The 24,442-nt window shown below is 43.1% G+C and carries 20 protein-coding genes; 14 read left to right on the plus strand and 6 right to left on the minus strand.

Annotated features, from left to right (window positions below; all coding sequences use genetic code 11):
* Nucleotides 1-22 precede the first annotated feature (22 nt).
* The 3 genes from EZ437_RS18055 (at nt 23) to EZ437_RS18065 (ending at nt 3,175) form a co-directional block, all read left to right on the plus strand.
* Nucleotides 23-514, plus strand: coding sequence for a Fur family transcriptional regulator (locus EZ437_RS18055; protein ID WP_131597467.1), 492 nt, complete (start codon nt 23-25; stop codon nt 512-514).
* A gap of 40 nt (nt 515-554) precedes the next feature.
* Nucleotides 555-1,832 (plus strand): adenylosuccinate synthase, encoded by a 1,278-nt coding sequence (locus EZ437_RS18060; protein ID WP_131597468.1) that lies wholly within the window; start codon nt 555-557, stop codon nt 1,830-1,832.
* A gap of 89 nt (nt 1,833-1,921) precedes the next feature.
* Complete coding sequence (locus EZ437_RS18065) at nt 1,922-3,175, plus strand: anthranilate synthase component I family protein (RefSeq protein WP_131597469.1); 1,254 nt, start codon at nt 1,922-1,924, stop codon at nt 3,173-3,175.
* Nucleotides 3,176-3,204: 29 nt separating this feature from the next.
* Here the strand turns inward: EZ437_RS18065 and EZ437_RS18070 are convergent, their stop codons facing one another.
* From EZ437_RS18070 to EZ437_RS18085, 4 genes are read right to left on the minus strand one after another with little or no spacing between them, the layout of a single operon-like run.
* Nucleotides 3,205-4,032: a M48 family metallopeptidase gene (locus EZ437_RS18070; RefSeq protein WP_131597470.1), complete on the minus strand. Its 828-nt coding sequence runs from the start codon at nt 4,030-4,032 to the stop codon at nt 3,205-3,207.
* Between the two features lie 42 nt (nt 4,033-4,074).
* The gene (gene plsY, locus EZ437_RS18075) at nt 4,075-4,722 is read right to left on the minus strand and encodes a glycerol-3-phosphate 1-O-acyltransferase PlsY (protein ID WP_131597471.1); all 648 of its coding nucleotides are present in this window, start codon (nt 4,720-4,722) and stop codon (nt 4,075-4,077) included.
* A 2-nt stretch (nt 4,723-4,724) separates the two neighbouring features.
* Nucleotides 4,725-5,567, minus strand: coding sequence for a carboxylating nicotinate-nucleotide diphosphorylase (nadC, locus tag EZ437_RS18080; protein ID WP_131597472.1), 843 nt, complete (start codon nt 5,565-5,567; stop codon nt 4,725-4,727).
* Nucleotides 5,568-5,604: 37 nt separating this feature from the next.
* On the minus strand, nt 5,605-5,997 hold the full coding sequence (locus EZ437_RS18085; protein ID WP_225869616.1) for a DUF4783 domain-containing protein: 393 nt from the start codon (nt 5,995-5,997) through the stop codon (nt 5,605-5,607).
* A 139-nt stretch (nt 5,998-6,136) separates the two neighbouring features.
* Here EZ437_RS18085 and gpmI point away from each other — a divergent pair, with 139 nt between their 5' ends.
* Together gpmI and EZ437_RS18095 are read left to right on the plus strand one after the other, a co-directional pair.
* Nucleotides 6,137-7,657, plus strand: coding sequence for a 2,3-bisphosphoglycerate-independent phosphoglycerate mutase (gene gpmI, locus EZ437_RS18090; protein ID WP_131597474.1), 1,521 nt, complete (start codon nt 6,137-6,139; stop codon nt 7,655-7,657).
* A 68-nt stretch (nt 7,658-7,725) separates the two neighbouring features.
* The gene (locus EZ437_RS18095; protein ID WP_225869617.1) at nt 7,726-8,202 is read left to right on the plus strand and encodes a hypothetical protein; all 477 of its coding nucleotides are present in this window, start codon (nt 7,726-7,728) and stop codon (nt 8,200-8,202) included.
* Nucleotides 8,203-8,210: 8 nt separating this feature from the next.
* Here the strand turns inward: EZ437_RS18095 and EZ437_RS18100 are convergent, their stop codons facing one another.
* On the minus strand, nt 8,211-8,831 hold the full coding sequence (locus EZ437_RS18100; RefSeq protein ID WP_131597476.1) for a tetratricopeptide repeat protein: 621 nt from the start codon (nt 8,829-8,831) through the stop codon (nt 8,211-8,213).
* Nucleotides 8,832-9,147: 316 nt separating this feature from the next.
* Between EZ437_RS18100 and lon the strand changes: the two genes are divergently transcribed.
* The 3 genes from lon (at nt 9,148) to EZ437_RS18115 (ending at nt 13,246) form a co-directional block, all read left to right on the plus strand.
* The gene (gene lon, locus EZ437_RS18105) at nt 9,148-11,619 is read left to right on the plus strand and encodes an endopeptidase La (RefSeq protein ID WP_131597477.1); all 2,472 of its coding nucleotides are present in this window, start codon (nt 9,148-9,150) and stop codon (nt 11,617-11,619) included.
* A 91-nt stretch (nt 11,620-11,710) separates the two neighbouring features.
* On the plus strand, nt 11,711-12,226 hold the full coding sequence (locus EZ437_RS18110; protein WP_131597478.1) for a hypothetical protein: 516 nt from the start codon (nt 11,711-11,713) through the stop codon (nt 12,224-12,226).
* Between the two features lie 66 nt (nt 12,227-12,292).
* Nucleotides 12,293-13,246, plus strand: coding sequence for a lipid A deacylase LpxR family protein (locus EZ437_RS18115; protein ID WP_131597479.1), 954 nt, complete (start codon nt 12,293-12,295; stop codon nt 13,244-13,246).
* Here the strand turns inward: EZ437_RS18115 and EZ437_RS18120 are convergent.
* Nucleotides 13,243-13,653, minus strand: coding sequence for an aminoacyl-tRNA hydrolase (locus tag EZ437_RS18120; protein ID WP_131597480.1), 411 nt, complete (start codon nt 13,651-13,653; stop codon nt 13,243-13,245). The genes EZ437_RS18115 and EZ437_RS18120 overlap by 4 nt on opposite strands.
* Nucleotides 13,654-14,145: 492 nt before the next feature.
* Here EZ437_RS18120 and cmk point away from each other — a divergent pair, with 492 nt between their 5' ends.
* The 6 genes from cmk to EZ437_RS18150 all read left to right on the plus strand — a co-directional run bounded on the left by cmk (nt 14,146) and on the right by EZ437_RS18150 (nt 24,384).
* Nucleotides 14,146-14,826, plus strand: coding sequence for a (d)CMP kinase (gene cmk, locus EZ437_RS18125; protein ID WP_131597481.1), 681 nt, complete (start codon nt 14,146-14,148; stop codon nt 14,824-14,826).
* Nucleotides 14,827-14,987: 161 nt separating this feature from the next.
* Nucleotides 14,988-16,151: an efflux RND transporter periplasmic adaptor subunit gene (locus EZ437_RS18130; protein WP_131597482.1), complete on the plus strand. Its 1,164-nt coding sequence runs from the start codon at nt 14,988-14,990 to the stop codon at nt 16,149-16,151.
* 6 nt (nt 16,152-16,157) lie between these two features.
* The gene (locus tag EZ437_RS18135; protein WP_131597483.1) at nt 16,158-19,331 is read left to right on the plus strand and encodes an efflux RND transporter permease subunit; all 3,174 of its coding nucleotides are present in this window, start codon (nt 16,158-16,160) and stop codon (nt 19,329-19,331) included.
* Between the two features lie 12 nt (nt 19,332-19,343).
* Nucleotides 19,344-20,753 carry an efflux transporter outer membrane subunit gene (locus EZ437_RS18140; RefSeq protein WP_131597484.1) on the plus strand — a complete coding sequence of 470 codons (1,410 nt, stop codon included), beginning with the start codon at nt 19,344-19,346 and terminating at the stop codon, nt 20,751-20,753.
* 98 nt (nt 20,754-20,851) lie between these two features.
* Nucleotides 20,852-23,227 (plus strand): TonB-dependent siderophore receptor, encoded by a 2,376-nt coding sequence (locus tag EZ437_RS18145; RefSeq protein WP_131597485.1) that lies wholly within the window; start codon nt 20,852-20,854, stop codon nt 23,225-23,227.
* Entirely contained in the window at nt 23,227-24,384 is a 1,158-nt protein-coding gene (locus EZ437_RS18150; protein ID WP_131597486.1) for a PepSY-associated TM helix domain-containing protein, read from the plus strand. The genes EZ437_RS18145 and EZ437_RS18150 overlap by 1 nt, the downstream gene beginning before the upstream one ends.
* Nucleotides 24,385-24,442: the final 58 nt, after the last annotated feature.

Here is a 24,442-nt window from a genome sequence, read left to right on the forward strand (position 1 = left end):
CTTTGAAAGGAGTTTAAAAACTATGTCTACAAACCACAACAGCGAGCTGGTAAGAAAAATATTCGAAGCCTATCTCGAAAATAAAAGTCTGAGAAAAACACCTGAACGTTTTGCCATCTTAGAAGAGATTTATTCCAGAGACGATCATTTTGATGTAGAAACCCTTTACATCCATATGAAAAACCAAAAATACCGCGTTAGCAGGGCTACAGTATACAATACGCTAGAGCTTTTGGTTTCGTGTGACCTGGTAACCAAACACCAGTTTGGAAAAAACATGGCACAGTTTGAGAAATCTTATGGCTATCATCAGCACGACCACATCATTTGTATCGACTGCGGTAAGGTTGTAGAATTTTGCGACCCCCGCATCCATCAGATACAGAGCATGGTTGGCGATTTATTAAAGTTTGAGATCAAACATCATTCCCTGAACTTATATGGCTTCTGCTTTGATTGCTCCGCGAAAGCAGCAATGAATACACAGAATGCCGACATTAAACATGCAAGTTAACCTATCCAATTATAATATTTTCTAGTTTTAAATTTAAATAATGACGCAAGTAGACGTGCTTCTGGGCCTGCAATGGGGCGACGAAGGCAAAGGTAAAATTGTTGACGTATTGAGTCCGCAATATGATTTGATAGCTCGTTTTCAAGGCGGTCCGAATGCCGGACATACTTTAGAGTTTGATGGTAAAAAGTTTGTTCTAAATACCATACCATCTGGTATTTTCAATGAAAAAACAATGAACTTAATAGGAAACGGGGTTGTGATTGATCCGATTATCCTGAAGAGGGAACTGGACAATCTTAGAAATGCCGGTCATGATCCTATCGCAAAAGGCAAACTGGTCATTGCACGCAAGGCCCACTTAATTTTACCCACCCATCAATTGCTCGACGCTGCAAATGAGCAGAAAATGGGCAAAGATAAGATTGGTTCAACCCTAAAGGGTATTGGTCCGACTTATATGGATAAAACAGGCAGAAACGGGCTGAGAGTAGGTGACACTACCTTACCTGACTTCAAAGAACGCTACAATAAACTGGTAGAAAAGCATAAAGAGATCCTTTCTCATTATGATTTTGAATTTGACCTTACCGAAAAAGAAGCCGCTTTCTTTGAGGCCATCGAGTTCATCAAAAGCATTCCGCATGTAGACAGCGAGCACTTTGTAAACGGTTACCTGAAAGAAGGAAAAACTGTACTTGCTGAAGGCGCACAAGGCACGCTGCTGGATGTAGACTTTGGTTCTTATCCTTTCGTTACTTCATCAAATACCACTACTGCAGGCGCTTGTACAGGCTTGGGGATTGCCCCCAATAAAATAGGCCGTGTGTTCGGTATTTTTAAAGCATATTGTACACGTGTTGGCGGAGGCCCTTTCCCAACAGAACTTGACAATGAAATAGGAGAGAATCTTCGTCAGGTAGGCCATGAATTTGGTGCTACCACAGGACGTGCCCGCCGCTGTGGATGGATAGACCTGCCTGCACTTAAATATGCCATTATGCTCAACGGTGTTACTGACCTGATCATGATGAAAGCAGATGTACTGGATGGTTTCGATACCATTTATGCGTGTACACACTATGAGCATAACGGAGAAACAATAGATTATATGCCATATGATATCATCACCGAAAAACCAGTTCCGGTTTTAAAAGCCATCGAAGGCTGGAAGACTGACGTAACTAAAGTTAGCCAGGTAGAAGAGATCCCGGCCAAACTTGCTGATTACATCTCCTACCTGCAACAAGAACTGGAAGTACCTGTTAAGTATCTTTCAGTAGGTCCGGACAGGGTACAGACATTAATCCTTAATTAAAGACAATATATTAAATAGAGAAGGCGGCTATTGGCCGCCTTCTCTATTTAGCACTATTTGATCCATATTGTATACATTTGCGCACGTAAATGAAAGTTCAGGACCTACATTCTTTTAAGCAAAAGGCATTACAATGGGCCAATACCTTCCATATTGCTGCCTGTTATGATTCCAACGGGTATTCCGACAGTTATGGTAAATATGACCTGCTACTGGCCGTGGGAGACCGTGCACAGTTGACCCTCCATTCTGATGATCAGGCATTTGACAAATTGAAATCATTTTATGACCAGTATCAAAACTGGATATTCGGAGTACTGGGTTATGACCTTAAAAATGATGTCGAACAACTCCATTCCGGCAATTCTGATCGCCTGCTGTTTCCCGATCTGTTTTTCTTCGTCCCACAGTATTTAATCCTTATCAAAGACGACGAAATTGAAATAGCCATCGGCAACGACGATATCTTAGATCTGATCGATGAGATGACTGTAACAGACCACACTGTCAGTTCGATCGATATTAAAAGTAAAATCTCCAGGGAAACCTATATTAAAACAGTCAAAGAACTACAGCAGCACATTGTCCGGGGCGACATTTATGAAGTTAACTTCTGCCAGGAGTTTTTTGCCGAACACGCACACATCGATCCTTTAACCGTTTACCGCAAGCTCAACCACATCTCTCCCACTCCTTTTTCGGGTTTTTTCAAGATCAATGATCAATATATATTGTCTGCCAGTCCCGAGCGCTTTCTCTGCAAACGCGGGGATCAGCTCATCTCACAGCCCATTAAAGGAACGGCAAAAAGAAGTGCTGATCCTGAAGAGGATGCACTGATTAAAGCCGAATTACAAAAGGACACTAAGGAACAAGCAGAGAATGTGATGATCGTGGACCTCGTAAGAAATGACCTGACCAAAAGTGCCATAAAAGGCAGTGTACGGGTAGCCGAACTGTTTGGCATCTACGGCTTCGCACAGGTGTATCAAATGATCTCTACCATCAGTTGCAGCATAGCACCCAATATCCATTGCATAGATGCCATCAAAAACACCTTCCCTATGGGATCAATGACCGGTGCGCCAAAAATCAAAGCAATGGAGCTAATCGAACAATACGAATTCAGCAAACGCGGAGTGTATTCGGGTGCTTTTGGCTATATAAATCCAGAAGGGGATTTTGATTTTAACGTAATCATCCGCAGTATTTGCTACCATGCTGCAACAAAATACCTGTCATTTCAGGTTGGCGGTGCCATTACCTATGCATCTGATGCCTGCGATGAATATGAGGAGTGTATGCTCAAAGCATCTGCCATTATCCAAACCCTTAAAAACTAATAAGGCCATCATTTCTGACAGCCTTATCTTTATTTTTTTGGAATTCCCGAAGGTGAATTGTAATATCGCTGGGCTTCTGGCAAATACTTCTGTATCTGTGCGATGCGGGTAGCGTCACTCGGGTGTGTGCTTAAAAATTCAGGTGGTTTCTGGCTTCCCTGGGATGCGGCAGCCATTCGTTGCCAGAATGCAGTAGCACTTTGAGGGTTATAGCCGGCCATAGACATAAATATAAGTCCTAATCTATCCGCTTCCAGCTCATGGCTACGTCCATAACTAAGCATTGCCAAAGGCGTTCCTACTCCATATAAAGTATTAAATATAGACTGGGTTTTTGGGTTATTGGCCAGGGCCACATTTCCAATAGCACCGGCGCCCTGAGCCACCATTTCCTGCGACATCCGTTCGGCAGAGTGCCCTGCAATGGCATGGGCTATCTCATGTCCTACTACCGTAGCCAACCCGGCATCATCCATGGTTACAGGTAAAATACCTGTATAAACCACAATCTTACCGCCTGGCATACACCATGCATTCAATTCCTTGCTCTGAACCACATTAACTTCCCATTTATAATCCTGGATCAGCGCAGCATGTCCATTATTGTTCATATAGTTTTTAACCGAGGCAATCAATTTGTTTCCAACATTCTTTACCCGCTGCGCCTGGGCATTTGACGAAGGTAAGACTACATTTTTATTCTCTGTTAAGAATTCGCTGTAGGCCTGAAAAGCCATAGGCAATACCTGTGAATCGCTCACGAGGCTAAGCCTGCTTCTGCCAGTAAGGGGAACCGTAGAACAAGACGAAAACGCCAGCCCGATAGTTGTCACGCCTATTAATAAGATTTTTTTCATGATAGTAATACTTGTTTTTAGATATAAAGCCGTTGCAGGTTTCTAAGCTGCCTTTTTCTTAAACAAATACACTTTGGATTCCTTGCCTTTCAGTAGCCTTTCAAGATTTTTCTGGTGGGTAACCAAAATCAATACGCAAACACACATACCGTATAAAACCTCTGACTTTATGGAGGACTGCAATACGAACACAATACTTAATGGGAAGGTAAAACCTGCACATATAGAACTTAAGGAAACGTATTTAGTCAACAATAACACTACAACAAAAACAAGAACACAAAGCATAGCTGCCGGAAAGTTAACTGCCAAAATCATTCCAAAAAGCGTAGCCACTCCTTTGCCTCCCCTAAAGCCAGCAAATATTGGAAATAAATGTCCCATTACCGCGGTAACACCCAGTGCGAGCTCATAATTTATAAATTGAGAAGAATTTTGCGGGCCCGTAACGGACAGACCTATAAAGTAGGCAAGTTTTGTAGCAGTGTATCCTTTAGCAATATCTATGGTCATCACGGCAATACCGGCTCTTTTACCCAGCACCCTGAAAGTATTCGTCGCGCCTGCATTGCCACTGCCATATTCCCGTACATCTACTCCATAAAAAGCCTGACCAAGCCATACAGCTGTAGGGATTGAACCAAAGAGATATGCCAGTAAAACAGCAGAAATAGAATAGATAGAAATCATACCTAAAAAGCCTTTAAACTCATGTCTAAACTTTTCACCGAATGTGTAAGTGCACCCATAGAAATAAAATCTACTCCACAGGCAGCATATTCAGCAACATTACTTTCGGTAATCCCGCCGGAAGCCTCCGTGATGTATTTGTGATCAATGATGCCAACAGCTTTTACAAGGTCGTCAAAACTAAAGTTATCAAGCATAATTCTGTTTACACCTCCTATGGCCAGCACCTCATTCAATTCAGCCAGGTTCCTCACTTCTATTTCTATTTCCAGGCCTTTGCCCTTATCCTTTAAATATTTTTGTGCCGAAGTGATCGCTTTAGCAATGCCACCGGCATAATCAACATGATTGTCTTTAATTAATATCATATCATACAACCCAATTCTGTGATTTACCCCACCTCCAATTCTGACGGCCCATTTTTCAAGATATCTCAATCCGGGTGTGGTCTTCCTGGTGTCAAGCAACCTGGTTTTGTAGGAAGACAACAGCCTTACGATGTGATTGGTTTTTGTAGCAATACCGCTCATGCGCTGCATACAGTTAAGCACCAGCCTTTCAGCCAGCAAAATCGAATGTGTACTCCCCGATACAGTGAGCACAATATCTCCGTATTTAACGGATGCCCCATCTTGTATCAATACTTTAATATCCAAATTTTGATCAATATACCGGAAAATGGCTAAAGACAATGCTACTCCAGCCACAATACCGTCTTCTTTAATGATCAACTTTGCCTGTCCCTGTGCATCCGCTGGAATGGTAGAAAGTGAAGTATGATCCCCGTCGCCCAGATCTTCAGCTATCGCATTTTTTATAAACTGATCTATGATTTGCTTATCCAAAACTTAAATTTAAACCCAAAAATAGCATTTTTTACAACTATTTCTCAGCCTCAATTCTCAATTCCGTAATTAAAAAAGCATTGCCTGTCTTTTTCATGGTAATAGATACCCTGAATGTACCGTTTTTGGTTGCCAAAGAAAGCGCGCCATATCTATAATTCGGATTGGTATTTAAACGGTGGATTACCGATGATTTTACAGGAACATACTTCGTAAAAAAACTTCTCAGGATCTGTTCCGCCTGAGCTTTAGAATATACATCTTCTTCCTCAATTATGATCAGATCTATGGAAGAAGAAAAATGCGCAGCAATTTCCTTGGAGTTTGCCCCCTTAAAATGTGCGGACAAACCATCGACTATATCTGCCTGTATGGCCCCAAAAGAGGAAAAATGCACTAACAGAACCAAGAAATAAGGTAGCGGCTTCATGATATGTATATAGCTAATACTATATTGATACATAAATTATGCCATTAATATATTTGCCTTATCTTTGTTATATCGATTAGCAGTTAAAATTGCCTCGCCATCTATGGCTTGAATACATCAAATAAAAAGCAGAACAACAATGAATGATAAAAAATTAGTACTACTTATTCTTGACGGTTGGGGATACGGCAAAAAAGACAATTCTGATGCAGCATATGCAGCCAATACTCCTTTTTTTGACTCATTACTATTAAATTATCCCAATTCAAAACTGGAGGCGTCAGGCGAAGCGGTTGGTTTGCCTGAAGGCCAGATGGGGAATTCAGAAGTCGGCCATATGAACCTCGGCGCAGGCCGTGTCGTTTACCAGGAACTTGGCAGGATCAACAAGGCCATCAGCGACAGGACACTCCACAGCAATGAAACTTTAGTGGAGGCTTTCACCTACGCCAGGACACACAATAAGCCGGTACATTTTATAGGATTGGTGTCTGACGGTGGTGTACATGCACACATCAACCACCTTAAAGCCCTCTGCGATGCGGCTGGCGAACAAGGCCTGAAAGATGTGTTCATTCATGCTTTTATGGACGGAAGGGACACAGACCCTAATTCAGGACTAAATTTTATTAAAGATCTCAGTCATCATTTAGAGCGCTCGACAGGGCAGATAGCCAGTCTGATAGGACGTTATTATGCCATGGACAGGGATACCAGATGGGAAAGGGTTAAACTTGCGTATGACCTGCTTACTGCTGGTGTGGGACAACCCACCATAGACCCCATAGCAGTCATAGAACAATCGTACCGCGATGGCATTACTGACGAATTTATCAAACCTATTGTGGTAACAAAAGCCGACGGATCAGCATTGGCAACTATCAATGAAGGCGATGTGGTCATCTGCTTCAACTACCGGACAGACCGGGGCAGGGAGATCACTTCGGTGTTATGTCAGGCCGACTATCCTGATTTTGGCATGCACAAACGAAACCTGTACTATGTCACAATGACCACCTATGACGAGAGTTTTCAACATGTAAAAGTTGTCTTTACCAAAGACGACCTCTCTCAGACCCTGGGTGAAGTACTTGAAGCAAATCACAAGAACCAGATCCGCATTGCGGAAACCGAGAAATACCCGCATGTTACCTTTTTCTTCTCCGGAGGCCGTGAGCTTGAATTTGTAAATGAAAAGCGGATCTTGGTCCCCTCCCCTAAGGTAGCAACTTACGACCTGCAACCAGAAATGAGTGCTGCTGGCATTACTGCAGCCATTTCAATAGAATTGGAAAGCAGATGGGCAGATTTTGTATGTCTTAACTTTGCCAATCCAGACATGGTAGGACATACGGGCGTATTTGAGGCTGTAGTAAAAGCAGTAGAAACAGCTGATGCCTGCGCGGAAATTGTGGTGAATAAAGGCATCGAAAACGGTTATTCCTTCATCATTTTAGCAGACCATGGCAATTCAGAATTTATGGTCAACAAGGACGGTTCTGCCAATACCGCACATACTACCAATCTGGTTCCCTGTATTTTAATAGACAATGACTACAAAAACATCAGAGATGGTAAACTGGGCGACATTGCCCCTACCATTCTGCAAATATTAGGCATCCAAAAGCCGGAGATTATGACCGGCAACGTATTGGTATAATGAATTATAAAACAGCATCTTTTTTCATTCTTTTGCTTTGTTGCGGCTGTCAGAGCACACCAGAGCAAATGCAAAAGAATGAATTAACTTATTTTGACCTGAAGGGCTATTTTGAACAGGAAAGCATCCGGCTGTCAAAAGCTGCACCGCTCATTGTCAAAACAGTAAGGGTAAATGATTCATCTGAAACAAAAACAACCCGCATAGCCGACTGGAGAAAGGAGCTGGAAATTTTTAAAGATGCTGACATCAATAAGACTGCCTGGAAAGGCCTGTTCAAAATCACCAAAGTAAATGGCGACCAGCAATACACTACTGACAATGAAAAGATACCGGTAAAGGAACTGACTATAATTTATAAAAAAGGCAGCACGCAACTGAATGCGCTAAAAGGTTTCCGGATCGTTGTCAAAAACATCAACCTCTTATACCACTCTACTGATACCCTGATCTATTATCCTGATAGCATTTACCAGGTAAAAAAGGCGCAAAACATTTTATTCCTGTCCGACAAGCGTTACCAGATCAGCGGTAAGTTTCCATAATATTTAGCTTATTTAAGGCTGGTTATCTGTGCTTTAACATACTCTACCAGAGAAGTTATGTCCTTACGCTGAGGCTGAGAAGTTAAAATACTCTGAAAATCAGCCACCGAATTATTAAACAGTGCTATACATGCAGTCTTTTCAGCCGACTTTTTAATCTTGTATGATTTATAAATACCATAATCCTTGTAAGCCAGTCCACGGTTCTGCAACAACTGCGGATCATCTTCCCCTTTTATTTCTATGGCTTTTGTGAAATCCTTAATGGATGAAAGGTAAAAGCTCTCCCTCATCTGGTTCAAAGACTCCTTAGGGTCGTTGGCTAAGTTAAGCCTCGCTTTACCACGGTAATAATAGGCAGAATAATCAGATGGCTTTAAAGTAATAAACCTGCTATAGGTAGAAATAGAATTGTCATAATCACCGCACTGAAAATAAGAATAACCCAGCATCTTTATTACACCTGCATTATTTGGGTCTTTAGACTCTGCCTTTTCCAGCTGCGCTACCGCACCTTTATAGTCACCTTTCATCATTGCCTGCATGGCAATTTTATCATAATTTTGTCCAATGCTATTTTTTGCGGAAATAACAAGCAATATCAATGCGAAGTGTTTGAAATAGTTCATTAACTTTTATTTAATAATAAATATATTTAGTTTTAACCCGATCCCTTAATAAAGGTATAAACTATTTTGCAGATACAGGCCAAAAGATCTAAATTGACAGCTATCATACCATTTACAAATTACTACTAATAAACGTAAGATAAATAAAAATATGATCAGCCTGTAGCGGAATATTTTTAAGCCTGACTTTTTAACATAGAAAATCGCCGCTTTTGACTTTGGCACAGGAGTTGAAATTACGGTTATTCAATACAAATGATTACACTGCAATCGACATACTGTCAGATTGTCGCTTTTAAATTTTAAGAGTTATTTAATGAGTAAACAAGATCAGTTTGATTTTAGTAACGCACTACCAATCATAAACGAGGATACTGAGTTTTTTCCGCTTATGTCCCAACAGGACGAAGATGAAATGAACAACGAAGAAACACCGGAAGTCCTTCCCATACTGCCTTTAAGAAACACTGTTTTATTTCCGGGTGTGGTCATCCCCATCACCGTAGGTAGGGACAAATCCATAAAGCTAATCAAGGATGCCTACAAAGGCAACAAGACCATTGGCGTGGTTTCCCAGCGCGATGTTTCTATAGAAGACCCTTCCTTTGAACAGCTCAACAGCGTGGGCACGGTAGCACACGTGATCAAAATGCTACAGATGCCCGACGGAAATACCACCGTGATCATCCAGGGCAAGCAACGCTTCCGCTTATTGGAAGAAGTTCAGTCAGAGCCTTATATCAAAGTAACCATCAGTAAGTTTACCGAAGCTAAGCATAAAAGCGATAAAGAATTTAAAGCACTCGTAGCCTCCATCAAGGAGATGTCCAGTCAGATCATCCAGCTTTCGCCCAATATTCCAAGCGAAGCAGGGATTGCGCTGAAGAACATTGAGAGTACTTCCTTTCTGATCAACTTCATCTCTTCAAACATGAACGCAGATGTGGCAGATAAGCAAAAGATGCTGGAAATGACCAATCTGCGCGAACGTGCTACCATGGTAATGGAACTGCTGACACTGGAGCTTCAGATGCTCGAGCTTAAAAACCAGATCCAGTCTAAGGTACGTACCGACCTCGATAAACAGCAAAGAGATTATTTCTTAAACCAGCAACTAAAGACCATCCAGGAAGAACTGGGCGGCAACTCTTCTGACCTGGAATACGAAGCTTTAGAGACACGCGCCAAGAAAAAGAAATGGTCTGCCCCCGTTAGCAAACACTTCAATAAAGAACTGGAAAAACTAGGCAGGATGAACCCCGCTGCGCCCGACTATTCCGTACAGATCAATTACCTGGAGCTGCTGCTGGACCTACCATGGAATGACTTTACCAAAGATAATTTCGACTTAAAAAGAGCACAGCGCATCCTCGATAAAGATCATTTCGGACTGGAGAAAGTCAAAAAACGTATCATAGAATACCTTGCCGTATTAAAACTTAAACGCGACATGAAGGCCCCTATCATCTGTCTGGTAGGCCCTCCGGGAGTGGGTAAAACTTCTCTTGGCAAGTCCATCGCCAAAGCGCTGAACAGAAAGTATGTGCGCATGGCACTGGGCGGCATCAGGGACGAGGCCGAAATACGCGGACACAGAAAAACATACATCGGCGCCATGCCTGGGCGTATTATTCAGTCTATTAAAAAGGCGGGCGCTGCAAATCCGGTATTTGTACTGGATGAAATTGACAAGGTAGGTTCGGATTTCAGGGGCGACCCTTCATCAGCTTTGCTGGAAGTACTTGATCCTGAGCAGAACAATGCATTCAATGATCATTATGTGGAGACAGACTACGACCTGTCAAACGTACTTTTTATCGCCACTGCCAATTCTTTAAGCTCGGTACAGCCTGCCCTGCTTGATCGTATGGAGATCATTGAAGTCAACGGCTATACCATCGAAGAAAAGATAGAGATCGCCAAAAAGTACCTGCTGCCAAAGCAAAAAAATCAGCATGGTATCAAAACAAAAGACATTTCTTTAAAAACTTCGCTGATAGAAAAAGTAATCGAAGACTATACCAGGGAATCAGGAGTACGTGGTCTGGAAAAGAAAATAGGTTCACTGGTGCGTGGTGTGGCTACAAAGATCGCTATGGAAGAAACTTACGAGCCCAACCTGAATTTTGAAGATGTAGAGCGCATACTCGGTGCACCAATATATGATAAGGACCTCTACGAGGGCAATGAAGTAGCAGGTGTAGTAACCGGCCTGGCCTGGACTTCAGTGGGCGGGGACATCCTCTTTATAGAAGCAAGCCTAAGCCCTGGTAAAGGAAAACTGACCCTTACGGGAAACCTTGGCGAAGTGATGAAAGAGTCTGCCATTATAGCACTGGCCTATCTTCGTGCACATGCCGAACTGTTTGACATAGACCACCTGCTCTTCGACCAGTGGGACATCCATGTACACGTACCTGCAGGCGCTACGCCAAAAGACGGACCATCAGCAGGGATTACCATGCTTACCGCACTGACTTCGGCCTTTACTCAGCGCAAGGTAAAACCCAACCTGGCCATGACAGGAGAGATCACCTTACGCGGAAAAGTGCTGCCGGTAGGAGGAATCAAAGAAAAAATACTTGCCGCCAAAAGAGCAAACATCAAGGATGTAATTTTATGCAAATCCAACCGCAAGGATATTCTGGAAATAAAGGAAAGCTATATCAAAGACCTTAATTTTCACTACGTGTCTGAAATGAAAGAGGTTATTGATCTGGCACTCACCAAAGAAAAAGTAAAGAATCCTCAAAATCTGGAAATAAAACCAAAGGTAATTGCTAACTAATCAATTTTTACTTAATATTGGAATACAAGCCGGGCCTATGGATCAAATAAATAGGCCTGCCTTCATAACCTTATAAATTAAATATTTAAAAATGAAAAAATTATCATTGGTATGCAGCTTTTTGTTCATGGCATTCTGCTCGGCTAAAGTTGTTGCACAGGAAGCTGCCAGTCAGCGTGCACAGAATATTTTTATTGAACTTGGCGGACAGGGCCTTACCCTGACTGCTAACTACGATTCGAGATTTACCAACAAAAGGGATGGTCTGGGAGGCCGCATCGGCGTTGGCCATATCTCATCCGATGGGAGTAGTGTGACTACGGTTCCGGTATCTCTGAATTACCTTCTGGGCAAGGAAAGACGTTATTTTGAAATAGGTCTGGGTGCTACTTATGCCACGGCAACCGTTGACGGGTCATTTCTGGATTTTGGAGGTGATGATGATGGCGATGACAGCGGCAGCACACTGATAGGGACCATGAGTTTCGCCTACAGGCTGCAGCCTATGGATTCCGGATTTTCATTTCGCGCAGGTATCACGCCTATCTTTGGTAAAGATTTCTTTATCCCATACTACGGTGGAATTAGCTTAGGCTATACTTTCTAATTTCAGCAAAAAGCAATATTATAAGCTCCGGTACAGACCTACCGGAGTTTTTTTTGAACCATATTAATGAAAAATAAACTATACCTGATCTTTGCGCTATGTACAATACTAGCGAACAGCAGCAAAGGACAATCGTTCAAAAATGAATTCGGTTTCAGAAGTGATAACGATTCCTATCTGGCACAGGGATCAGACATGTACTATACCAACGGCTTGTACATCCATTTCCGCCATGCTACAAATCAGGAACATCTTAAACAAAGTTTAGAAAAAAAGATCTTTGAGATCTCTGCAGGGCAAAAAATCTTTAACCCGAGGTCAGGCTACTCGCCAGACCCTGACAGACAGGACCGCCCCTTTGCCGGATACTTGTATGCCGGCGCCGCTATGAGCTGGTATAGTAAAAAAGAAAGCGTTTTTAAAATGGCTGTAGAATTAGGCACCACAGGCCCCAATTCTCTTTCGCAATCCGGACAGGAATTGCTGCATAATACCATCGGGTTTTACGAACTGGCGGGTTGGGAATATCAGATTAAAAATGAAAACAGCATCAATCTATCTGCCCAATATACCAAGCTCATCAGCCGTTCTGAAGACAATACTACTGACCTTTCTTTTGAAGGTTACGCAAACGCAGGAACGATCTTTAATGCAGTGGGTGCAGGTTTTCTCTTCAGAATAGGCCGCATCAACCAGTTATTCAACTCAGGGGCGACAAATTCAGTGATCAGTAACCAACAGAAAACCAGCTCTTTTATGCCAAGAGAATTGTTTTTTTACACAAGACCGCAGCTTAATTATATAATTTATGATGCAACGGTTCAGGGCAGTATGTTTAACAATGACAGTCCGGTTACATTTGGTATACAACCCATCGTATTTGAACAGAAACTGGGTCTCAATTACAGTTCCCCCCGCTTCACTTTCGATTTTGGTGTGTACCTGAGAACAAAAGAAGTCCGCAGCAGGGCGCCGGGGCACCAGTTTGGGGCCATCAGCATGTATTATCGCTTTGACTAATCTATAGCCGGACGTCGCCTGGATTCTTTCCTGGATGCATTGGCTTGTTTATCTGCCAGCCGTTTCCTGATCACAGATTTAGGTGTTTTAGTAGGCTTTCTGACTTTCTGGACGTGAAGGGCTATTTTCAATATACCGATCAACTTTAAAATGGTTCGTTCCTTGTTCATCAGCTGACTGCGGTCTTCCTGCGAGACAACATGCAAATTGCCTTCCTGATCCAGCCGGTGTGCCAGCCTCTCGTTAATAAGTGCCCGCTCCTCTCCGGTAAAAAAATCAGCCTCAGCAACATTAAAAACCAGCTCCACCTTACTAGAAACTTTATTTACATTTTGGCCGCCCTTACCCCCGCTTCTGGAAGCCCTGAATTGAGCAAATTTTAAAATGTCTTCTTTATTCGGCAACATACGGGCAAAGATAATAAAATTAAGATTCCGGATAAACCAACCACACCCTTAACTTTAAGATTAATTTTTTAATCATCAATCCTGGCGTTTAGCAGTTCAGAACCTTAATCTGGATGTGCGCTTTTACGAAATACAAAAATATTTTTTTTCGGGCAAGGAATCGAAAGTCGCCATATAGCGTAAATACTCAATCCAGGTTGAGTCCAAGTTGAGTCCAACTTTAATCCAAGTATTTCTACAAAAACATGGATTCATAGTGGATTAATCATTCTTTGAAATTGGTTTTGCTACGAAGGTAGTCAGACCGCTTCTTTAACTGAGCTACCATTAGCTCGCTGAAATTGCAAGAAAAGGACAATTAACTACCAAGAAATTCTAACAGGACAAGTGCGAACCGGGCTATAAATAAAACGTATCACATCAAACAGTAGCCAGCTGTTTTTTTAAACTGCTTAAGCACATCATAACGTGGAAAATATTAACTTTGTTTTGATGAGAAAAAACCTGGTAATAGCCATTGATGGCTATTCTTCTTGCGGAAAAAGTACCCTGGCAAAGGCTTTGGCAAAGAAACTGGGCTTTATATATATAGACAGCGGCTCGATGTACCGGGCAGTAACGTTGTTTTTCATCAGGAATGCCGTTGACATGGCAGACAATGAAGCAGTCATCGATGCACTTCAGCACATAGAATTAAATTTTCATTCAAGAGATTACCAATCACACATTACTTTAAACGGAGAAGAGGTATCAGAAGAAATCAGGCAAATGCCGGTATCTGAAAGCGTAAGTGAAGTCTCTGCCAATAAGCTGGTACGCAGGGAAATGGTCAGGCAGCAGCAGCGCATGGGCAAATCTAAGAACATTGTAATGGATGGGCGGGATATTGGCACCACAGTATTTGCCGATGCGCAAGTTAAATTCTTCATGACTGCCGACCCTAAGATCAGGGCAGAGCGCCGTTTTAAAGAAATGAGAAGCAAGGGCGATACCACCATCACACTGGAAGAAGTATTTGAAAACCTTGCGCATAGAGACTATGCAGATACCACACGTAAAGAAAGTCCGCTTACACGTGCCGAGGACGCGATCATACTGGACAATACTGCACTTTCCGAAGCTGAACAGCTGGAACTTGCACTGCAACAAGTACAGGATCATCTATCTGTGTAGCCAGTATCTTGTACCGACAAACACCGACCATTTGACTATAAAATATAAAAAGTCAATCACTTGACGCTTTTTTTGCAAATGTTTAGTTACAAATACATTCTTCAATAAACATTACAATTTGATGTTCTAACTTTTTATCAGGATGAATAATTTTGCCAATTATGAAAACAGCTATACAATCTATCTATTTATCATTGATTGCACTTATTTTATTTAGTTCTTGTGGAAATGACCAGAAAAAGGGTGCAGCTCCTGCTGCCCAGGTACAGGTCTACCCTGTGGTTGCCCTAAGTGCCATATCCACCTCGCTGGAAACTGATTACCCTGCAACGCTGGAAGGCATTCAAAATGTAGACATCAGACCCAAAGTAGATGGTTTTATAGAAAAAATATATGTAGACGAAGGTGCGGCTGTTAAAAAAGGCCAGTTGCTGTTTAGCATCAATGCCCCTCAATACGAACAACTGGTAAGGACAGCCAACGCCGCCATTAGTAGTGCCGAGGCTGATGTAAACGCTGCCCAACTGCAGGTAAATAAAACAAGACCGCTTGTGGAAAAGGACATCATCAGCAAATATGATCTTGAATCTGCAGAGCTAACACTTCAGAGCCGCAAGGCCGCATTGGCAAGGACTAAAGCGGAACTGGTAAATGCCAGAGTCAATCTGGGCTATACCCGTATCACCAGCCCGGTAGATGGCGTGATAGGCAGTATCCCTTTCAAAACCGGTAGCCTTGTAAGCGGAACCAGCACGCAACCGCTGACTACCGTTTCCAATATAAGTAAGGTCTACGCCTATTTCTCTATGAATGAAAAGCAACTGCTTGATTTTTCAAGAAACTATAAGGGAAAAGACCTTCAGGCACAGATAAAAAATATTCCTCCGGTATCATTGGTATTGTCTGATGGATCAGCCTATGCTGAAAATGGTAAAGTAGGGTCTATCAACGGACTGATCAATACAAACACCGGCTCTGTAAGTCTGAGGGCTACCTTCTCCAACCCATCCATGTTGCTCAGAAGCGGGGCAAGTGCGTCGGTGCGCATTCCGCAGCATCTGGAAAATGCACTGCTTATTCCTCAAAATTCGACTATCGATCTGCAGGGCAAAAAATTTGTATATGTGGTAGACAGTAAGGGAATCATCAAAAATACTGAGGTAGAGATTATGGAGCTTGCAAAAGGCAATTTCTATGTGGTAACTAAAGGCCTTAAGGCAGGTGATAAAATTGTGCTGGAGGGATTTCAGTCGCTAAAAGACGGTATGGAGATCAAGCCTGATGAGAAAAATGCAGATTCAGTTTATAGTGAAATCAGCAAATAAGACGATATGTTTAAGAAATTTATAGAGAGACCCGTTTTATCAACGGTTATATCCATCATTATAGTGATACTGGGTATATTGGGACTGATTACTTTGCCGGTATCCCAATATCCTGAAATTGCCCCTCCTACGGTGCAGGTTTCGGCATCCTATCAGGGTGCTAATGCCGATGTGGTGATGAACAGCGTGGTGATCCCGCTGGAAGAGCAGATCAACGGTGTGGAGGACATGACTTATATGACCTCGAGTGCCAGCAATGATGGTACGGCTACGATTACCATCAATTTTAAATTGGGTACCAATGCCGATTTGGCAGCAGTAAACGTGCAGAACCGGGTAGCCAGGGCCGCTAGTTTACTTCCGGCCGAGGTGACAAGGTCGGGTGTGATTACTGCCAAAAGACAGGCCAGTAACGTACTGATCTTTACGCTGCATAGTGATAGTGCATCTTTCGATCAGAAATTCCTGCAGAATTATGCCAACATCAACCTAATCCCGCAGATAAAAAGGATTGCCGGTGTGGGTGATGCAAGCACCTTTGGTTTGATGGACTATTCCATGCGGATCTGGGTGAAGCCGGATGTGATGGCTACCTATGGCTTGATTCCCAGTGACATCAGCGCAGCCCTTGCCGAGCAGAATATAGAGGCTGCTCCCGGACAGTTTGGAGAACAGGGAGGGGAGTCATTTCAATACACCCTGAAATACTCCGGCCGCTTAAAAAATGAGACTGAGTTTAGCAATATTATCATCAGAACGGCGGATAACGGACAGGTACTTAGGCTAAGGGATATTGCCAGGATAGAGCTTGGTGCTCAAAGTTATGCCAGTACCAGTAAGTTTAACGGAAGACCATCTATCGGGGTGGCGATTAATCAAACTGCGGGCTCAAATGCAAAAGAGGTAATAGAAGGTGCGCTTAAAGTGCTGGAAGCTTCGTCACAATCTTTCCCAAAGGGTGTGCACTACAATACGCTGATCAATGTTAATGATTTTCTTGATGCTTCAATTGAAAAAGTAATCCATACACTGGTAGAAGCTTTTATATTGGTGTTTCTGGTGGTGTTTTTGTTCCTTCAGGATTTCCGTTCTACATTAATCCCGGCTATTAGTGTTCCCGTAGCCATTATAGGTACCTTCTTCTTCCTGAATTTATTTGGGTTTACGATCAACTTGCTTACCCTTTTCGCTTTGGTACTGGCCATCGGTATTGTGGTAGATGATGCAATTGTCGTCGTTGAGGCTGTCCATGCCAAGCTGGACCATGGCTATAAATCGGCCAAAAAAGCAACGATCGATGCCATGGAAGACATTACCGGCGCCATCATTTCCATCACGCTTGTGATGTCAGCCGTATTTATCCCGGTGAGCTTTATCCAGGGCTCGTCTGGCGTATTCTATAAACAGTTTGGTCTGACACTGGCCATTGCCATCATACTTTCGGCCATCAACGCATTGACATTAAGTCCTGCGCTTTGTGCCTTATTGTTAAAGCCCCATGCAGAAGATCATGGCAAACCAAAAGGATTTTTGCAGCGTTTTTATACGGCATTTAATACGTCGTTTGACCTGATGACCAACCGCTACAAAAGATCGGTAAGCTTTCTGGCCAGAAAACAATGGCTGGCGGGTCTGGGAATCCTTGCCTTTGTGGGAATATTGATCTGGACGATGAATACCACGCCAAAAGGGTTTGTACCAAATGAAGATATGGGAACAATTATGTCCGATATTTCATTGCCTCCGGCTACTTCACAGGAACGCACCAGAGAGGTTATCGAACAGATAGACAGCATAGTACATACCATCCCCGAGATTAAAAACTCGCTGAGGATCGTGGGCCGCAGTATGATCAGCGGTTCAGGAAGTTCGTATGGTATGGTGATCTCCAGATTAGTACCCTGGGATGAGCGCAAACGCGATGTGAAGACCATCATTGGAGAATTGTTTGCCAAAACAGCCACTATTAAAGGCGCAAAAATCATATTCTTTGCCCCTCCTACTATTCAGGGCTTTGGAACGAGCGGTGGATTTGAATTTCAGTTGCAGGACAAAACGGGTGGAGATATCAATAAATTCAACAAAATCGGGAATGATTTTCTGGCAGCACTGAGCAAAAGGCCTGAGATCCAGTTTGCCTCTACCTCGTTCAATCCTAATTTTCCTCAATACCAGATCGATGTAAATGTGGCTACAGTAAAACAGGCAGGGCTGAGCGTAAGTGATGTTTTGGGTGTATTGCAAGGCTATTATGGTGGGGTATATGCCTCCAACTTCAACAAGTTTGGCAAGCAATTTAGGGTAATGTACCAGGCAGATGCACAGTACAGGGCCAATCTGCAAACTTTAAACGGCATATATGTCAGGAACTCAAGTGGCGAGATGGCACCTATCAGCAATTTCATTACGCTTAAAAAAGTGTATGGTCCGCAGGCTATATCGCGGTTTAACCTCTTTACCTCTATTGCGGTAACGGGTAGTCCTAATGCCGGATTCAGTTCCGGTGACGCATTAAAAGCAGTACAGGAAGAAGCTTTAATACATTTACCGGCAGGATATGGCTATGAATTTTCAGGATTGTCCCGCGAGGAGATGGCTGGAGGAAACCAGACCATTTTTATCTTCCTGCTTTGTGTAATATTCGTTTACTTTTTACTATGTGCGCAATATGAGAGTTACCTATTGCCTTTGGCGGTATTGGTATCTCTTCCTATCGGTTTGGCAGGGGTGTTTATCTTTGACAAGATCTTTGGGGTAGACAATAACATTTATACGCAGATAACGCTGATCATGCTGGTTGGATTGTTGGCCAAGAACGCCATTTTGATAGTAGAATATGCGGTAGACAGGAGAAGGAAAGGGATGTCGATAGTGAGTGCGGCCATCAGTGGCGCTACTGCACGTCTTCGCCCTATTTTGATGACTTCATTTGCGTTTATCCTGGGCTTATTGCCTTTGATGCTGTCGACCGGTGTGGGAGCAGCAGGTAATAAATCTATCGGTACGGGTGCGGTAGGCGGTATGCTGATCGGGACCATATTTGGGATATTCGTTATCCCTGCATTATTCATCGTTTTCCAGCGTCTTCAGGAAAGGGTTAGTAATAAATCTCCATTTGAGGAGGGTTATGGTGAGCAAGGAAGAATAGATTTTCCAGAGGTTGACAAGCGCGAGCATTAATTTAAAGAACACATGAACACCAGATACAATAAACACTTTATCATCGGTTTTTCGATACTGACACTGACGGCTTGTGTTGCAAAAAAGTACGAGCGCCCGGCATTGAACAGCAATGGGCTTTATAGAAATGAAAGTACGGGCGTTACCGGCGACAGCACCACAATAGCTGATCTACCATGGAAAAGCCTGTTTACCGATGCTACCTTACAAACGCTGATAGAACAAGGCATCAATGAAAACCTGGATCTAAAACAGGCAGTGGAAAGGATCAAAATTGCGGAGGCTACGCTATTTCAGAGCAAGGCCGCTTTGTTGCCAAGCCTTTCAGCAGATCTGTCGGTAACTGATGCCAAGCAATCGAGGGCCGCATTAAATTTTCCGCCGGGGATTAATATCAATACGGAGACCCAGACCTACAGGGCACAGTTGAGCACCAGCTGGGAAGCAGATATCTGGGGCAGGCTGAGCAGTGCCAAAAGATCGGCATATGCTTCTTTATTGCAGACGGATGCAGCTAAGAGAGCAGTGCAGACCCAGTTAATCGCCAGCATAGCCAACTCATATTATAGCCTGTTGGCTTTGGATCAGCAACTGGCCATCACTGAGCAAACCATCAAAAGCAGGGAACAGGGCGTAGAAACCATGAAAGCGCTAAAAGAAGGCGCAGTGGTAAACGGTGCAGCAGTGGTACAAAGTGAAGCCAGTTTGTATGCTGCTCAGGTAACGCTTCCTGACCTGAGGAGAAACATCAGGGAAACAGAGAATGCATTAAGTATACTTTTAGGAAAAGGCGCCGGTAGTGTAGCCCGTACCACATTGGATCAGCAGCAATCCTACACTGATCTGAAAACAGGGGTATCTGCACAATTACTGCAGAACAGGCCAGATGTGCAGGCGGCAGAATTTGCTTTCAGGGCAGCATTTGAAAATAAGAACGTAGCGAGGGCGTCCTTCTATCCTGCGTTGACTCTGACCGCAAATGGTGGTCTGTCGACGCTTGATTTAAAGAGCTTTTTTGACAACTCTATATTCTATAATTTAATCGGAGGCCTGAGCCAGCCTATTTTTAACAGGAGTTTGAATAAAGCACGGTTGAGAACTGCCGAAGCACAACAGCAGATAGCATTTTATGAATTCCAGAAAAGCCTGCTGACTAGTGGACAAGAAGTGTCAAACGCATTATTTTCTTACCAAACTGCAATTGAAAAAGAGACTACCAGAGCAAAACAGGTAGCAGCCCTGACTAAGGCGGTAGATTTTACCAAAGAACTGCTCAGGTACAGTTCTGCGACCAACTATACAGACGTACTGACCTCAGAACAAAGTCTCTTGGCTGCACAACTTAGCAGTACGAGCGATAAACTTCAAAGGCTTCAATCGGTAGTAAACCTGTATAGAGCATTGGGAGGCGGTTGGAAATAAAGATCAAGTGTATTCTTCTTAGATTAATTCTAAATAAATTTTGATAATATCAGAATAGGTGCTTTCTTTGTGCTTAATTAGAATTAATCCAAATAAAGATGCATAGAATTTTACAATCTAGTTTAACAGCTATCCTGCTAGTGTTCTCCTTTTCCGCATATGCGCAGCAAGGAAGTATAAAAGGTAAGATAATTACAGCTGACGGCGACCCTGCAGCCTATGTAACAGTAGGTTTGAAAGAAAGGGCTACTGTTTCAACCACGAATACCAAGGGCGAGTATACTTTCCAAAAAGTAAGAAGCGGCACCTATACCATCCGTGTATCAGCAATAGGCCTGAGAGCTGCGGAGAAAACGGTGACCGTAACAGAAGGCCAGACCAGTTATCTTGACTTTACCTTATCTGAAAGTTCAGATCAGCTGAAAGAGGTAGTCGTATCAGGTAATAAAAAGAAATATAAGATTGATGCCCCTTCTTCTTCCCTAAGATTGGACGGGCCTTTATTGGAAGCACCGCAAAATATCCAGGTGATTACCTCTGCTACACTAGCCGACCAGCAAATCACCAGCATGAGTGATGGTGTAATCAGGAATGTAAGCGGGCTAACCAGATTGGAACATTGGGGAGATATCTACACCCGTGTAAACACCCGTGGTGCAAGGGCGGCAGCGTTCAGAAACGGTATAAACTTAACATCAGACTGGGGTCCGCTTACGGAAGACATGAGCTTTGTAGACCATATTGAATTTGTGAAAGGCCCCTCTGGCTTTATGATGTCAAATGGCGAACCGAGTGGTATCTACAATGTAGTAACGAAAAAGCCTACAGGAAAAGATTTTAATGGTGAAGCCTCATTTACATTGGGCAGTTATGATATGTACCGCAGCACGCTGGACCTGGACGGCAAGCTGAGCCAGTCTGGCAAACTCTTGTACAGGTTGAACTTAATGGGACAAAGTAAAAACTCACACCGTGCCTATGAGTACAACGACCGCTACAGCATAGCCCCTGTAATCAGTTATCAAATTGATGATCAAACATTAGTGACAGCTGAATACAATTACCAGCATGTTAAACTATCCGATCTAGGATCGGCTTATGTCTTTGCACCGGATGGTTATGCAACATTGCCCAGGGATTTTACCATGTCTGAACCCGGCATAGAACCAAATATTGCCAAAGAGCATAGCCTATTTTTAAACATGCAACACCAATTGAATGCCGACTGGAAGTTTACAGCACAATTGGCATATATAGATTATAGTCAGATATCCAGTGATATATGGCCATCATCGGTAGCAGCCAATGGCGATATCATTCGTGATCTTTATAATTTTGATGCGGCATTGAAATACAAATTTGGTCAGGCATTCTTGAATGGCCGTGCTACAACTGGAAGTGTTAACCATCGTATATTGGTTGGATTGGACCTGGGTAGTAAAGAGCGTTATTACGACTGGGGGCAGGCAGCTCCACTTGACAATGATACTAAGCCATTTAATATTTACCATCCGGTTTATGGGGCTCCTGTAAATGGAATACCACAGTTCGATCGTAGCAAAAGTTTATACCTGAGAGGTGCAAATAACCAGGTTAACCAATCGTATACCGGTTTATACCTGCAGGATGAGCTTGGCTTTCTGGAAAACAAGATCCGATTGACACTGGCAGGGAGGTATACCTTCGTACAACAATCTGAATATGGTACCGTAACAGAAGACAAGAAATTTACGCCACGGGTAGGCTTAAGTGTTTCTGTTGATAATCAGACTGCTGTATACGCCTTGTATGACCAGACTTTTATTCCACAGATAGGTACGCTGAGAAGCGGGGAACAGCCTAAACCTGTGACAGGTAACAACATTGAATTCGGAATAAAGAAAGATTGGTTTGATGGTCGCTGGAATACCACCCTTGCTGCCTACCGCATTCTTAAAAATAATGAATTATCACCTGATCCAACCAGCACCCCTGCTGCCCCTTTCTCTTTACAATTGGGACAAAGCAGAACCAAGGGGATCGAGTTTGACCTGCGCGGAGAGATCTTTACCGGATTGAACCTGGTAGCTAACTATGCACTGACAGATTCAAGGATAAGTAAAGAAACTGAGGTTTATGGAGAAATTATCCCTGTTGGAACTAAAATAACAGGATATGCTAAACATAATGCCAATGCATGGCTGAGCTATAAACTTCAACAAGGAGCACTAAAGGGCACCGGAATATCAGGTGGCTTCAGTTACCAGGCCGATCGCAGCACCTGGTCATGGGGAGGCGCAGGAACTCAGGAAATGCCTAGCTATTTTAAACTGGACGGCGGTATTTTTTGGGAAAAGGATAAATTACGCTTAACAGCTAATGTGTTTAACATTCTTGACAAGTATCTTTATAGTGGTGCTTCTTATGGTGATTATTATTACTGGCAAACTGAAGCACCAAGAAATTACAGGTTGAGCATAACTTATAAATTTTAATGGTCAGTAAGAATAAATACCGGTTAAAACACTGGATAGGAAAAATACACTTATGGCTCGGATTAACATCCGGGCTGTTTGTGTGTTTTTTGGGTATCACCGGATGCATATTGGCATTTCAGCGGGAAATAGAAGATGCGGTACAATCTTACAGGTATGCGGAGATCAGAAATACGCCTTTGCTCCCACCCTCTGAGATAAAGAAAATTGCCAACCGCCTCCTTCCGGACAAGGAGGCACACAGTATAAGCTATCAGCAAGGTAGGGCTAGTGTAGTATCGTATTTTAAAGAAGGAGAAGACTATTACTGGACCATATATGTAAATCCGTATACAGGTGAAGTGCTGAAAGTGAAGGACATGGCCTGGGATTTTTTCAGGATCATGATTATGGGGCATTACTACCTGTGGCTGCCTCCTGATATCGGGCAGCCAATGCTGGCCACTGCTACGCTATTGTTCACTTTCCTCTTATTTTCCGGACTGATACTTTGGTGGCCTAAGAACAAAGCGGCCAGCAAAAAACGATTTACGATAAAATGGAATGCCAGGTGGCGCCGGGTAAACTATGACCTGCACAATGTATTTGGCTTTTATATGACCTGGATATTGATATTCCTGGCATTCTCTGGCTTGGTGATGGGCTTCCAGTGGTTTGCAAAGTCAGTGTATTGGGTTTCTTCGGGAGGTAAACAAGCGACCCCATTTGAAGAAAGTGTATCAAAGAGTGCATCTGATGCAAAATTAGTTGCGCTGGCTGCTGGCAAGGCTCCGGCAGAAGATATTCTCTGGGCAAAGGCGAGCGCTGAAAGACCCGGTTTTAAAGGCAGTATGGACGTGCATCCTCCCCATGGTAAGCATTCTTCAGTGGAGTTATCAGTTAACCCCGATCCAGGTACTTATTGGAAGGCAGACTATCTGTTTTATGACCAATATACGCTGGAAGAAATAGAAGTAGCGCATATGTATGGCAAGTTTGCGAATGCTACAGCAGCAGATAAGCTGGCCAGGATGAACTATGATATCCACGTCGGGGCAGTACTTGGCCTTCCTGGAAAGATAATGGCTTTCTTAGCGAGTTTAATAGCCGCAAGTTTGCCCATTACCGGCTTTATCATTTGGCTTGGCAGACATAAAAAGTCCCGGAAGTTATCATAAAAAAAGGAGGTGCCTGGTTTTTTCCGGCACCTCCTTTTTATTGTTTTTACTTAGGGAT

This window comes from Pedobacter psychroterrae, assembly GCF_004331695.1.
In the GTDB taxonomy this organism is placed as follows: Bacteria; Bacteroidota; Bacteroidia; order Sphingobacteriales; family Sphingobacteriaceae; genus Pedobacter; species Pedobacter psychroterrae.

Excerpts from the sequence above, each read along its gene's own strand:
- EZ437_RS18055 (WP_131597467.1), top strand. The coding sequence starts at position 23 with ATGTCTACAAACCACAACAGCGAGCTGGTAAGAAAAATATTCGAAGCC.
- EZ437_RS18060 (WP_131597468.1), top strand. The coding sequence starts at position 555 with ATGACGCAAGTAGACGTGCTTCTGGGCCTGCAATGGGGCGACGAAGGC.
- EZ437_RS18065 (WP_131597469.1), top strand. The coding sequence starts at position 1,922 with ATGAAAGTTCAGGACCTACATTCTTTTAAGCAAAAGGCATTACAATGG.
- EZ437_RS18070 (WP_131597470.1), bottom strand. The coding sequence starts at position 4,032 with ATGAAAAAAATCTTATTAATAGGCGTGACAACTATCGGGCTGGCGTTT.
- plsY (WP_131597471.1), bottom strand. The coding sequence starts at position 4,722 with ATGATTTCTATCTATTCTATTTCTGCTGTTTTACTGGCATATCTCTTT.
- EZ437_RS18085 (WP_225869616.1), bottom strand. The coding sequence starts at position 5,997 with ATGAAGCCGCTACCTTATTTCTTGGTTCTGTTAGTGCATTTTTCCTCT.
- gpmI (WP_131597474.1), top strand. The coding sequence starts at position 6,137 with ATGAATGATAAAAAATTAGTACTACTTATTCTTGACGGTTGGGGATAC.
- EZ437_RS18095 (WP_225869617.1), top strand. The coding sequence starts at position 7,726 with ATGCAAAAGAATGAATTAACTTATTTTGACCTGAAGGGCTATTTTGAA.
- EZ437_RS18100 (WP_131597476.1), bottom strand. The coding sequence starts at position 8,831 with ATGAACTATTTCAAACACTTCGCATTGATATTGCTTGTTATTTCCGCA.
- lon (WP_131597477.1), top strand. The coding sequence starts at position 9,148 with ATGAGTAAACAAGATCAGTTTGATTTTAGTAACGCACTACCAATCATA.
- EZ437_RS18110 (WP_131597478.1), top strand. The coding sequence starts at position 11,711 with ATGAAAAAATTATCATTGGTATGCAGCTTTTTGTTCATGGCATTCTGC.
- EZ437_RS18115 (WP_131597479.1), top strand. The coding sequence starts at position 12,293 with ATGAAAAATAAACTATACCTGATCTTTGCGCTATGTACAATACTAGCG.
- EZ437_RS18120 (WP_131597480.1), bottom strand. The coding sequence starts at position 13,653 with ATGTTGCCGAATAAAGAAGACATTTTAAAATTTGCTCAATTCAGGGCT.
- cmk (WP_131597481.1), top strand. The coding sequence starts at position 14,146 with ATGAGAAAAAACCTGGTAATAGCCATTGATGGCTATTCTTCTTGCGGA.
- EZ437_RS18130 (WP_131597482.1), top strand. The coding sequence starts at position 14,988 with ATGAAAACAGCTATACAATCTATCTATTTATCATTGATTGCACTTATT.
- EZ437_RS18135 (WP_131597483.1), top strand. The coding sequence starts at position 16,158 with ATGTTTAAGAAATTTATAGAGAGACCCGTTTTATCAACGGTTATATCC.
- EZ437_RS18140 (WP_131597484.1), top strand. The coding sequence starts at position 19,344 with ATGAACACCAGATACAATAAACACTTTATCATCGGTTTTTCGATACTG.
- EZ437_RS18145 (WP_131597485.1), top strand. The coding sequence starts at position 20,852 with ATGCATAGAATTTTACAATCTAGTTTAACAGCTATCCTGCTAGTGTTC.
- EZ437_RS18150 (WP_131597486.1), top strand. The coding sequence starts at position 23,227 with ATGGTCAGTAAGAATAAATACCGGTTAAAACACTGGATAGGAAAAATA.